General features: G+C 70.2%; 11 protein-coding genes. 4 read left to right on the top strand and 7 right to left on the bottom strand.

All coding sequences use genetic code 11. From position 1 onward, the window contains the following. Positions 1 to 110 precede the first annotated feature (110 nt). Positions 111 to 749, bottom strand: coding sequence for a maleylpyruvate isomerase family mycothiol-dependent enzyme (locus Pta02_RS40185; protein WP_203880305.1), 639 nt, complete (start codon positions 747 to 749; stop codon positions 111 to 113). Positions 750 to 809: 60 nt separating this feature from the next. Between Pta02_RS40185 and Pta02_RS40190 the strand changes: the two genes are divergently transcribed. Next, on the top strand, positions 810 to 1235 hold the full coding sequence (locus Pta02_RS40190) for a MarR family winged helix-turn-helix transcriptional regulator (protein ID WP_203880306.1): 426 nt from the start codon (positions 810 to 812) through the stop codon (positions 1233 to 1235). A 65-nt stretch (positions 1236 to 1300) separates the two neighbouring features. On the opposite strand, the gene Pta02_RS40195 is transcribed toward Pta02_RS40190, so the two are convergent. From Pta02_RS40195 to Pta02_RS40205, 3 genes are all read right to left on the bottom strand, one after another. Next, positions 1301 to 2764 (bottom strand): GGDEF domain-containing protein, encoded by a 1464-nt coding sequence (locus tag Pta02_RS40195; protein WP_203880307.1) that lies wholly within the window; start codon positions 2762 to 2764, stop codon positions 1301 to 1303. A gap of 211 nt (positions 2765 to 2975) precedes the next feature. After that, entirely contained in the window at positions 2976 to 3428 is a 453-nt protein-coding gene (locus Pta02_RS40200) for a chemotaxis protein CheW (RefSeq protein ID WP_203880308.1), read from the bottom strand. Between the two features lie 2 nt (positions 3429 to 3430). Further along, a complete protein-coding gene (locus tag Pta02_RS40205) occupies positions 3431 to 5731 on the bottom strand; it encodes a chemotaxis protein CheW (RefSeq protein WP_203880309.1) in 2301 nt (766 codons plus the stop codon). 303 nt (positions 5732 to 6034) lie between these two features. Between Pta02_RS40205 and Pta02_RS40210 the strand changes: the two genes are divergently transcribed. Together Pta02_RS40210 and Pta02_RS40215 are read left to right on the top strand one after the other, a co-directional pair. Next, the gene (locus tag Pta02_RS40210) at positions 6035 to 7603 is read left to right on the top strand and encodes a S8 family peptidase (protein ID WP_239131597.1); all 1569 of its coding nucleotides are present in this window, start codon (positions 6035 to 6037) and stop codon (positions 7601 to 7603) included. A gap of 186 nt (positions 7604 to 7789) precedes the next feature. Next, positions 7790 to 8026: a hypothetical protein gene (locus Pta02_RS40215; RefSeq protein WP_203880311.1), complete on the top strand. Its 237-nt coding sequence runs from the start codon at positions 7790 to 7792 to the stop codon at positions 8024 to 8026. Positions 8027 to 8100: 74 nt separating this feature from the next. Here Pta02_RS40215 and Pta02_RS40220 read toward each other — a convergent pair whose 3' ends face one another. Both Pta02_RS40220 and Pta02_RS40225 read right to left on the bottom strand, forming a co-directional pair. Continuing rightward, positions 8101 to 9222 (bottom strand): hypothetical protein, encoded by a 1122-nt coding sequence (locus Pta02_RS40220; RefSeq protein WP_203880312.1) that lies wholly within the window; start codon positions 9220 to 9222, stop codon positions 8101 to 8103. Positions 9223 to 9653: 431 nt separating this feature from the next. Next, a complete protein-coding gene (locus Pta02_RS40225) occupies positions 9654 to 9896 on the bottom strand; it encodes a hypothetical protein (RefSeq protein ID WP_203880313.1) in 243 nt (80 codons plus the stop codon). A gap of 436 nt (positions 9897 to 10332) precedes the next feature. Between Pta02_RS40225 and Pta02_RS40230 the strand changes: the two genes are divergently transcribed. Then, positions 10333 to 10974, top strand: coding sequence for a CHAP domain-containing protein (locus tag Pta02_RS40230; RefSeq protein ID WP_203880314.1), 642 nt, complete (start codon positions 10333 to 10335; stop codon positions 10972 to 10974). Between the two features lie 78 nt (positions 10975 to 11052). On the opposite strand, the gene Pta02_RS40235 is transcribed toward Pta02_RS40230, so the two are convergent. Beyond that, positions 11053 to 11623 (bottom strand): DUF2334 domain-containing protein (locus Pta02_RS40235; RefSeq protein ID WP_203880315.1); only part of this gene is annotated, 571 nt, incomplete at its 5' end.

Here is an 11623-nt window from a genome sequence, read left to right on the forward strand (position 1 = left end):
GGGCGGCGCAGCTGACCAGCGAGAGCGTGGGGCAGAGTCAGCGGGCCGCGGCCGAGCTGGCCGGGATGTCGGCGGAGCTGCGGTCGCTGGTGGGCCGCTTCTCCATCTGATCAGGAGATACGCGAGCTCAGCGCGGGCATGCCGGCGCCGCCGAGTTCCGGCAGGGCGGCGGCGGACCGGCCGCTCATCAGCAGGAGCAGGGCCTGCAGCGGGCCCTGCACGACCTCTCCCTCGCCGACCGCCCAGTCGCTGTCGATGGCGACCAGCCGCAGGCCGCGCAGCCGCCGCTGGGGATGGAAGGGGAAGCCGCGCTCCCAGATGTGGGTGGCGCAGACACGGGCCGCCTCCATCGGCATGGGACGTTCGATGCGCAGCGGAACGGCGACGTCCTGGCCGTGCACCAGCGCGTCGAACAGCGGGTCGAGCGGCTTGGTGGTGGGCGCCCGGCGGTGGGAGGTGGCCGACTCGCGGACCTCCTCGATGATGTCGCCGATCGGCCGCCGCTGCGCGTACCGCACGGCCGAGTCGCGGATCATGCGGTTGAAGCTGCCGCGCGCCCTGAGGAACTCCACCAGCGCCGGTCCCACCTTGATCTCGACGGACATCGCGAGGTGGGCGGCCACGTCGCGGACCCGCCAGCCCTCGCACAGCGAGGGCCGCTCCCAGTCGCCGGGGGACAGCCCGTCGAACATGTCGGCCAGACTGCGTCGTTCGATTTCGAGGGCGGCCCAGATCTCCTGCTGGTTCATCACGCACCTCCTATTAAGGTATCCTTAATATAAGGCTACCTTAGCAAAAAGGGGAACCCCTTGGCCGCCACGCATCCGCCGCACATGACCGCCCTGCTGTATGAGGCCTACCTGCGCCTGTCGGACCTCATGTTCGAGGCGAGCAAGGAGTTCGACCCCCGCATCCGGCCCGCCCACTCCACGGTCTTCTTCCACATGGAGCACGAGGGCGTCAGGCTGAGCCGGCTGGCGGAGAAGGCCCAGATGACGCCGCAGGCGATGGGGGAGCTGGTCGACGACCTGCAGGAGCTCGGTTACCTGCGCCGCGTCCCCGACCCCGCCGACCGCCGGGCCAAGCTCATCGTCTTCACCGAGGAGGGCGACCGGGCGCTGGTGAAGGGGTACGCCGTGATCGACGAGATCGAACGCCGCCTGGCGGACATGCTGGGCGAGGACGGCCTGACCGGCCTGCACGGCGCACTCAAGCGCATCATCACCGACTTCTGAGCCGGGAGCCGCGCGCCGGGCGGCCGGCAGCCTTGCGATCCGGCAGCCTTGCGGTCCGGGAACCGTCAGCCGACCAGGCTCAGCGGGCTCTCACCGGAGGGCTCGGCCAGCACCCAGCGGCCCCGGCCGCCGCGCTTGGCCTGGTACATGGCGGCGTCGGCGTCGCGGATCAGGTCACGGGAGGAGTTGACGCCCTCCCGGAAGACGGCGATGCCGATGCTGGTCCCCACCCGCAGCTCGTGGTCGCCGTAGACGACGGGCTCGGAGATGGCCGCCAGGACCCGCTCGGCCAGCGGGACCATGTCGATGCCGGCGGCGCTCTGCGGGCACAGCAGGGCGAACTCGTCGCCGCCGAGCCGCGCCACGAGGTCCTCCTCGCGTACGGCGGCGCTCAACCGGCGCCCGATCTCGATGAGCAGGGCGTCCCCGGCCTCGTGGCCGTGGGTGTCGTTGACCGCCTTGAACCCGTCCAGGTCCAGATAGAGCAGGGCGTCACCGGGGACGCACTCCTCCAGCCTGGTGTGCAGAGTGCGCCGGTTGGCCAGCCCGGTGAGCGGGTCGTAGGAGGCCTGGTAGGTCAGCAGCCGCTCGGCGCGTTCCTGCTGACGGACCGCGGCGGTGAAGCGGGCCAGCACGAAGCCGCTGGCGGCGACGGTGGCGGTCAGCAGGGCCAGGCGCTCCCCGCCGGAGCCCGAGCCCTCGGCCACGGCGATGGCCGGGGCGGTCAGCAGGGCCAGGCCGAGGAAGACGATGCGGGCCGGGTGCAGGGTCCGGGTCCGGCGGCCGGGGCGGACCAGCTCGTCGCGGTCGGACCGCATCATGATGATCACCATCAGCGCGTTGGCGAAGAAGATGACCCCGCTGATCAGCATGGCGATCATCTCGTACTGCCACATCACGCGCCCGACGTCGGCCAGGAGCCGGCCGAAGCCGGCCACGATCATCAGCCAGGTGGGGACGCCGCGGACGCCCGGGGACAGCACCAGCAGCAGCACCGCCGCCATGATCAGCACGTCGCCGACCATGTAGGAGGCGTCCAGCAGGATCTCCGTGGTGTACTGCCCGCCGCTGGCCGTCAGTTCCGGATCGACCATGACCCGCCACAGGCCGAGCGTCGCGGCGGTGGTCAGGGTGAGCATGTCCAGCAGCGGCTCGCGTATCTGCTCGCGGGCCCGCCGCCGGGCCATGATCATGAGTCCGGCGCCGATCGCGGCGTACCCGCCGAGCCACGGGACGTCCATCCAGCCGACGGGATTGACCTCCGGCAGGAAGTAGAAGAAGACCGACATCACCGCATCGCCGATCAGCAGCAGGCTCTGCCCCAGGGCGATCAGCAGCCAGGGCCGCCGGCCGACGTGGGTGCCGGAACCCGCGACCGGGCGCAGCGCCGCCCACCAGGCGGCGGCGCACACGGCGGCGTAGCAGCCGAAGTAGACGATCTCACCGGTGAGGGTGCCGATCGTCATCGTGATGAGGACGCTCACCAGCGCCGCGGCCACCACGAGCCACCAGGTACGGAGCACGGTCATATTCATGTGATCGGCCGATGACCCTATGAGATGAGGTCAATCCGGTGCGTATCGGCCGTCTTCTCGCGGGGGCGGCGCCCCCGCGCGCCCCGGGGAGAGGAGCCTGCCCCGGACAGGGAAAAGGGGTGCGGGGCACCCGTACGGATGCCCCGCACCCCCTTGCCTCCTGTCGGCGCCGCGGCCCTGCCCGGCCGCGGTGCCGGCCCGCGTGTCAGGCGGAGTGCTGGGCCGGGACCGGAACGGTCGTGTCGGCCGCGCGCCGCGCGTCGAGGGCGAGCATCAGGCGGTCCTGAAGCTTGAAGGTGCCCACGATGAGGTTGCGGTAGGCGCCCGCCAGAGTGTCCGGCGGCGGCTCGAAGGCGTCGTCGTCGAGCTCGATGACCTCACCGATGCGGTCCACGAGCAGGCTGACCCACTCGTCGTCGACCGAGACGATCACGTTCATCGCCGGGACGTTCAGGTCCCTCGGCGGCAGGCCGAGCTGGACCCTCAGGTCCACCGCGGCGATGACCTGGCCGCGGAGGTTGAACAGGCCGCCGACCGAGGTCGGCGCCAGCGGGACACGGGTGTACTCGTGGAAGCGCAGGACCTCCTGCACCTGGGCCACGTCCACCCCGAAGAGCTGGTCGGCCACCTCGAAGGTGGCGTACTGGCGGCTGGGCATTGTCAGGCTCCGACCATCGAGTTGGTGATTTCGGACATTTCTGCGTAGAAGCGGGGGTCGGCGGCGAGGATCGCCCGCCGCACGTCCAGCAACTCGGTGACGCGCTGCTGGATGACGGCCGAACCGGTCAGGCCGTCGTCGTCGAGGTCGCTGCGGGACTCGATGTGGTCCTCGACGATGTCGACGATCTGCTCGACGACCAGGGCCACGCTGCGGCCCCGCTCGGTGTAGACGACCGCGGGCACGGTCTCGCCCTCGGAGACGTCGTAGCAGCCCAGCAGCGAGGCCAGGCGGATCACCGGCAGGATGTGGTCGCGGTACTGGACCACCTCCCGGCTGCCGACCCGCTCGATGCGCTCGACCGGGAACTCCTCCAGACGGGTGACCATGTCGAGCGGGATCGCCACGCGGCGCTCGCCGATGCCGGCGATGAGCAGGCGCTCGATGCTGCCACCGCGCGGACGGGTGTCGGCGTGGTCGAGCTGCGCGCGCTCGGCGGCCTCGGCGGCCAGGTGCGAGCGGCGGGCCAGCGACGGGATGTCGAGGATCAGCGCGACCTTGCCGTCACCGACGATGGTGGCGCCGGCGTACACGCCCACGTCCTTCATCCGGCCGGTCAGCGGCTTGACCACGATCTCCTCGGTGTTCAGGACCCGGTCGACGACCAGGCCGAAACGCCGGCCGTCGGCCTGCAGCACCGCGATGTAGACGTCGCGGTCGCTGTTGCGCACCGGCAGGCCCAGCGTCTCGTCCAGGCGGACCAGCGGCAGGAGCTTGCCGCGCAGCCGGTAGACCGGCGCGCCAGACACGTGCTCGATCGCCTGGCCGGACTGGCCGTCGACGAACACCAGCTCGTCCACGCCGACCTGCGGGATGGCGTAGCGCTCGGCGCCGCACTCGACGGTGAGGGCCTGGATGATCGCCAGGGTGAGCGGGATGGTCAGCCGCCACGTCGTGCCCTTGCCCAGCGTCGAGTCCACATCGACGGCGCCGCCGATCTGCTCGATGTTGGTCTTGACCACGTCCATGCCGACACCGCGGCCGGAGACGTTGGTGACCTTCTTGGCGGTGGAGAAGCCGGGCTGGAAGACCAGCGCGATGATCTCGCGCGACTCCATCCGGGCGAGCTGGTCGCGGGTGACCACGCCGCGGTCCAGCGCCGTCTGCGCCACCCGCTCGACGTCGATGCCCGCGCCGTCGTCCTTGATCTCCACGATGACGTGGCCGCCCTCGTGGTAGGCGCGCAGCGTCAGGGTGCCCTGGCCGGGCTTGCCCTTGGCGACGCGCTCCTCGACGGTCTCGATGCCGTGGTCGACGGCGTTGCGCACCAGGTGGGTCAGCGGGTCCTTGACCGCCTCCAGGAGGCTGCGGTCGAGCTCGGTCTCCTTGCCCTCCATGGCCAGCTTGACCTGCTTGCCCAGGGAGCCGCTGAGGTCGCGCACGACGCGGGGCAGCTTCGACCAGATGTGGTCGATGGGCTGCATACGCGTCTTCATGACGCTCTCCTGCAGCTCACTGGTGATCAGGTTCAGCCGCTGGGTGGTACGCACCAGCGCCGGGTCGGAGACCTCGCTGACGCCGCGGACGATCTGGTTGCGGGTGAGCACCAGCTCACCGACCAGCCGCATGAGCGTGTCGAGCAGGTCGACGTCCACGCGGATGGAGCTCTCGGCGATGCTGCGCCGGGAGTTCTGGCCGGTCTCCTCGGCCGCCGGCGGGGCGGCGGGGGAGGGCCCCGCGGACTTGACGGTCTTGACGGGCTCCGGCTCGGGAGCGGCCTCGGCCACCGGCTCCGGCGCGGCCTCCGCGACGGGCTCCGCCTCGGTCTCGGTCTCCACCTGGACCTCGGCGGCGGCCTCCTCGGGCGCGGCCGCCTTCTTGGCCTTCGCCGCGGCGGGCTTGGCCTTGGGCGCCGAGGGGTCCTCGATGCACTCCTGCACCTGGGCGATGACCGACTCGACGTCGACGTCGCCCTCACCGCCGGTCTCCTCGATCGAGCCGAGCAGCGTGCGCACGGTGTCCACCATGGCCAGCAGGGCGTCCGCACTGGCCGGGTTCATCTGCTGGGCGCCGTCGCGAAGACGCGACAGCAGCGACTCACCCGCGTGGGTCAGCGTCTCCAGGCGGTGGAACGCCAGGAAGCCACTGGTGCCCTTGATGGTGTGGATTGTCCGAAAAATGCTGGAAAGCATCTCCCGGGAGCCGGGGTCCTGCTCCAGTGCCACCAGGTCCCGGTCCAACTGGTCCAGGTTCTCGTGACTCTCAACCAGGAACTCCTGGATGATGTCGCCCAACTCGTCCACGATGGTCCTCTCCCTCTCTTATAAGCCAGCCCTTTCATCGGCGGTCCCGGACGGCACCTGAGGAAGTCCTGAAAACCGCGCCCTTCCGCTTTCGCGCTCTTTTTCCTCGTTTCTCTCAAGGCGTCAGGCCGTGTGCCGATGCGGAGGTACCAGAGAACTTCTGGTCTGAGCCCGCGACGGCGCCTCGGCGCCCGTCGCCCGCAGCGGCAGGGACGCCGCACGCGGTGGGAGACCCCGGGCGCCATGGAAGGGACACAGATGCGTCGCACAGGCATGCGTCACGCGCACCGAACCATGCGCACGATGACGACCGCGGGCCTGCTCGCCGTCGCCCTCCTGGGCGGGACGGGCCTGGCCACCGCCGCCCACGCCGCCGACAAACCCGGCACCGTCCGCAAGCCGGCGGGACAGCTCGTCTCCGGCCAGTACATCGTCGTGCTGAAGAACGGCACCGCCGTCTCCTCGACCGCGGTACGCCAGCAGGCCGGCAAGCTGACCACCCGCCGCGGCGGCAAGGTCGCCCGCACCTTCGCCGGCGGCATCAAGGGCTTCACCGTACGGGCCTCCGAGGCCCAGGCCCGCATGCTCGCCGGAGACCCCACGGTCGCCTACGTCGAGCAGGACACCCGGGTGCGCGCCACCGACACCCAGACCGGCCCCACCTGGGGCCTGGACCGCCTCGACCAGCGCGCCAACGGCCTCGACGGCTCCTACGCCTACGAGACGACCGCCTCCGGCGTCGACGTCTACGTCATCGACACCGGCATCCGCTCCGGCCACACCGACTTCGGCGGCCGCGTGACGGGCGGCGTGGACACCGTCGGCGACGGATACGGCACCGCCGACTGCAACGGGCACGGCACCCACGTGGCCGCCACCGTCGGCGGCCAGACCTGGGGCGTGGCCAAGGGCGCCGACCTGCACCCCGTGCGCGTGCTCGGCTGCGACGGCAGCGGCACGGTCTCCGGCGTGATCGCCGGAGTGGACTGGGTGACCCAGAACGCCGCCGGCCCGTCGGTGGCCAACATGAGCCTGGGCGGATCGACCAGCACCGCCCTGGACGACGCGGTCCGCCGCTCCGTCGCCGCCGGCGTCACCTACGTCGTCGCCGCCGGCAACAGCGCGGCCGACGCCTGCGCGGCCTCGCCCGCCAGGGTCTCCGAGGCCGTCACCGTCGGAGCCACCTCCGCCGCCGACGCCCGCGCCTCCTTCTCCAACTACGGCCGCTGCCTCGACCTGTTCGCACCCGGCGTGGGCATCACCTCCGCCTGGAGCACCGGCGACACCGCCACCAGGACGATCAGCGGCACCTCGATGGCCGCCCCGCACGTGGCCGGCCTGGCCGCCCTGCACCTGGCGGCCGACCCCGCCGCGACCCCGCAGCAGGTCTCCCGGGCCCTGACCGAGCAGGCCACCCCCGGCATCGTGGGCAACGCCGGAACCGGCTCGCCCGACCTGCTGGCCTACAGCGGCACCGAGGAGGTCCCGGCGCCCCCGGCGCCGGAGCCCGAGCCGCCCGCCGAGACCCACTTCGTCAGCGACATCGACGTGCCGCTGTCCAAGCGGTGGTACGGCAGCCAGGCGAGCCTGACCGTGCGCGGCATGGCCGACGGCGCCGACTCCGCCACCGTCACCGTGGCGGTCAAGCGGGCCAGCCGGGCCGATCTCACGATCGACCTGGTCCTGCCCGACGGCAGGACGATCCCGCTGCGCAAGCTCAGCCTGCGCGACCGCGGCGCCGACCTGAACGCCGTCTACACCGTCCCCGTGGCCGGCCGCGCCCTCGACGGCGCCTGGAAACTGCGCCTGCGCACCCTGCTGCCGCTGCGCAACAACGGCTACCTCGACTCGTGGAGCGTCAGGTTCCCGTAACCGGCGCGTCCCTGATCGTGCCCGGTGCCTGTGGCGATGCCCCGCCGCAGGCACCGGGCGCAACCCTTCCGCACCCATGGGGAAACCCCCCATGAGACCCACATCACACGTAATGGGGTCATACGTCGTACATGACCGACCCGTAGCACCGGATCCCGCAGCACCGGACAAGGAGATGACATCCCGATGAGCACCGAGATCAGCAAGACCGTCCGAGCCGAAGCCCTGGCTCTGGCGCCCGTTTCGGCGACCGTCCTCCTGGACCGCGAGGCGGCCGACACCGCGATCCTGCAGGTGATCGACCAGCACGGCGGCGAGGCCGGCTGCGTGGCCGCCTTCGCCCAGGAGTTCGGCGAGCACCCGGAACTGGCCTGCGAGCGGATGCGCTGGGCGAGTTCGGTAGTCGCCTCCCTGTACGAGTGAGTTGTGCGACTCATCCGCCTTTACATTGTAAAGGCGGATGAGTCGCACAACTCCCGATTCGAGGCTCACGCCGCTCATACCAGGGCCGTACGGGAACGCCGCGTATCACGCGCCAGCCCGTGCAGGTAGACCTTCAGCTGGGCCAGGGCCACCGGGTCCGGCGCCCCCCGGTTCTCCTGCTCCCTGGCCGTGCGCTCGGCTCTGCGGGCCTGCTCCAGCAGCCGCACCCGGTTGGCCTCCGCCCGCACCTGCGAGGGCAGCGGTGCCCGGAGCGTCCCGTCGTCGTCGGCCCAGGCCGCCACGCGCCAGCGGACCCAGCCGGGCAGCCAGCGCGGGTCGTCGGTGTAGGGCCACGGCCGGCCGTCCGGCTGGACGTTGAAGGCGTGCTTGACGTCGCTGACGGTGGCGCCGGCCTGGAACAGCGGCCGCAGCAGGGACCGCAGGTGCTTTTCCGGCATCTTGCGCAGGACCGGGTCGTCGCGGCGCAGCCGCTGACAGGCCTGCAGCCGCTGGGATTTGGTGACGGGCGTGACGGTGGCCGGCCACGCAGGCTCGGGTGTCGCGGGCGCGGAGCTCGCCGGTGCGGGCGCGTGATTTTTTCGCGGCGCGCGATCTTGATCGCCCTCGCGCGCGTGTACGGGGCTTATAGATCTTTCTCCTACGTAAGGAGAAACCCTTGGGGTCCGAGTTACGTCCACAGGAAGCGTTTCCACAGGCCAGGGCACGTCCTCCCAGCGTTCGGGGACGACCTCGGGAACCGGCGGGACCAGGCTCTCGCGCTCCTCGGGGTCCATGGCCTCCAGGACCGCCTCGGGGATGGTCAGGGCGTACTGGGCGGCGAGGTTGCCCAGGCCGTCGCGGAGACCGCGTCTGCCGGCGCGCAGCGCCGGGGTGGAGCCCGACAGCAGGGTGGACAGGAAGCCGTGGACGCGCAGCCAGCGCAGCCGGTCGGCCAGGGTCGAGCGCGAGACGCCGGCCTCGCGGGCGAGCTTCTCCCAGGTGGCGCCGCTCCAGGGCTTGGTGACCATGTCGGAGCCGGCGTGGGTCATCAGCACCCACACGATGTTCATCGTGTTGCGCCACCAGTCGGCGCGGCGGTGCGCCGCGTCGGGGCAGGCGGCGATCACCTGGTACCACAGCAGCAGGGACTGGGCCGTGGTGAGGCCGGGGGGAATTGACTTATGCATATGTTTCATGGGGGGTACTTTGCTCAAATTAGTCGTAGTCGGGTGGGAACTGGCATTTCGTGAGACGGGCCGGGACACGCGGGAGGGGCTGTTTCTGCGCAGGAGTGGCCGACCCGGGGGCCAATCGTCTATGGTGGACTCCACAGGTGTTAGACCCTGTTCCAGGCACGCAAAAGCTCCGGCCGCCGATATGACTTCGGAAGCTTCGGGCTTGAGGCTCTTCTGAGGCTCTGGCGGTCGGCGACAGAGGATCTCGGAAGTTCCGGTCCAGAGATCTTCTGGACGTCTGCGGTTTCTGGTTCAGGTGTTTATGGGGGAGTCCCTCGCGCATGGTTTGTGAGGCCGCAGCGCGGGGGCTTCCGCGTTTATGGGCACCGCATTTTTTAGCGGCGGTTTACGTTAGCGCTTTCGCCTCCTCTTTCGGAGGTGAATCAAGATTGTCATGCAGCCGCCTCCTGACGCCCCTCGATGAGCGGGAGCTGGTCCTGCGCCGCCGGACGTGGCGGCGGAGCCAGAACGAAGTCATGCTCGCGTGCCAGCACCGTGACGATGTATTCGTTCACGGAGCATCCGCGCTGCTGGGCGAATGTCTTGATGTCGCCGAGAAGCTCAACGGGCACCCGTAGGGGGTGCTGCTTCACCGGCCCCCACTTGGGGTCAGGTCCGCGCTTGCTACCACTCATGCAGCCCGTTATATCGAATTGGCGAATCAGCGATCCAGTGCGCCGTCGGCGCGTCGCGAAAAATATTCGTACAGTCAGCCCTGTCAGGCTTGTCTGGTTAAAGGGAATGTCGGGCTAATACCACGAATTTCCCATGCGCCACGCCTATGGGGATTTGTGAGGGGTGTTTTCCCCTCTCCGGGCCGCGCGTGCCGGACCACTCCCCGAATCCGTCGTGTCCCGTCGTGGAGCGCGGATGTTTTCCGGTGTTCCGGCGGGATGTGAGGGTTCGCAGAAGGCTGCACCCGTACGGCACCTTTCACGCACTTCTCCCGCTACGCCCGGACGGCTTACTGGATGACGAAGGCCGCTAGCGCAGGGCCTTCACCGGCACCGTCTCCCGCCCCCGGCGGAGGACGACGGCCGGAGTCCTGTCGCCGAACAAGGGATCGCCTTCGTGACTTTCGCCGCCCGCCTCACCACCCGCGCCCGTCTCCTCACCGCCACCCTCGGCCTGGCCGCCACCGCTGCGGCGACCCTGGCCACCGGCGGCACCGCCCACGCCGACTCCGCCCCGGCGCAGCCCTCCGCGGACGGCCTGGCCAAGGTGAGCGCCGAGCAGCTGCTGAAGGTGGCCGAGGAGCAGATCGGCGTCGAGGAGAACGGCGACGGCGGCGGCACCAAGTTCCACGCCTGGTACATGGGCTCCCAGCGGGCCAAGGAGACCGTCGCCCGCGACGGCGGCAGCGTCAAGTCCTACGCCAACGCCCCCTGGTGCGCGATGTTCGTCTCCTGGGTCGGCGAGCAGGTCGGCCTGCGCCCGAGCGTCGGCTGGGACGCCTACACCGTCACCTACGCCCAGTGGTTCAAGGACAACGGGCGTTTCGGCACCAAGGCCACGCCCGGCTCGGTCGTCTTCTTCGACTGGGACCAGAGCGGCGACGTCTCCGGCATCGACCACGTCGGCCTGGTGAAGAAGGACAACGGCGACGGCACGATCACCACGATCGAGGGCAACACCGGCAACGGCAAGGTCGAGCAGCGCGTGCGCCCCAAGTCCCAGGTCACCGGCTACGGCTACCCCAAGTACGCCTCCTGACCGGAGCAAAGCGAGAAAGGGAGGGTACGGCGCGGCGCGCCGTACCCTCCCTTTCGCACGTGTGGCCCTTATGCGGTCCTACAGCATCGACTTGGCGGGCACGAAGGTGTAGCCCAGGCCCTTGATCCCGTCGATGGTCTCCTCCAGCCACTTGGTGCCCAGGTAGGGGTGGTAGAAGAAGCTGGCCACGCCGTCGCGCACCACCAGGTTGGCCCGGGCGGCGTCGATCAGCTTGTCGGGCAGCACCACCGGGTGGTTGTTGAAGGCCTCCGGCTCGATGTTGCCGAGGTTCTCGGGCAGCACCTTGGAGCCGTAGACGTCGGTGACGGTGTAGGGGAAGAACTGCCCCGCCATGTGGTCGTACTGCGGCGCGGTGCCCGACAGGGTGCCGGCGAAGTACAGGCTGCGCTCGTAGCGGGCCGTGAAGCGCAGCTGCTTGACGGCCTTGTAGTCGGCGGCCGAACCGGCGTAGTGCGGGAACTCGAAGATGGTCGGCACGGGGAGGCCGGCGGCGAGGAACTCGGCGGCCGAGGCCATCATGCGTGCGGCGGCCCAGGCGGTGGAGTCGCCGGGCACGGGCCCGTCGTAGCGGACGTAGTTCTGCTCGTCGACGTGGGCGGTGTAGAACTCGAAGTCGTCACCGCTGGTG

The sequence above is a fragment of the Paraplanobispora takensis genome (genome assembly GCF_016863195.1).
GTDB classification, from domain to species: domain Bacteria; phylum Actinomycetota; class Actinomycetes; order Streptosporangiales; family Streptosporangiaceae; genus Planobispora; species Planobispora takensis.

Bases quoted from the DNA above. Each gene is read 5' to 3' on its own strand.
- Pta02_RS40185 (WP_203880305.1), bottom strand. From the start codon at position 749: ATGAACCAGCAGGAGATCTGGGCCGCCCTCGAAATCGAACGACGCAGT.
- Pta02_RS40195 (WP_203880307.1), bottom strand. From the start codon at position 2,764: ATGACCGTGCTCCGTACCTGGTGGCTCGTGGTGGCCGCGGCGCTGGTG.
- Pta02_RS40200 (WP_203880308.1), bottom strand. From the start codon at position 3,428: ATGCCCAGCCGCCAGTACGCCACCTTCGAGGTGGCCGACCAGCTCTTC.
- Pta02_RS40210 (WP_239131597.1), top strand. From the start codon at position 6,035: ATGACGACCGCGGGCCTGCTCGCCGTCGCCCTCCTGGGCGGGACGGGC.
- Pta02_RS40215 (WP_203880311.1), top strand. From the start codon at position 7,790: ATGAGCACCGAGATCAGCAAGACCGTCCGAGCCGAAGCCCTGGCTCTG.
- Pta02_RS40220 (WP_203880312.1), bottom strand. From the start codon at position 9,222: ATGAAACATATGCATAAGTCAATTCCCCCCGGCCTCACCACGGCCCAG.
- Pta02_RS40225 (WP_203880313.1), bottom strand. From the start codon at position 9,896: ATGAGTGGTAGCAAGCGCGGACCTGACCCCAAGTGGGGGCCGGTGAAG.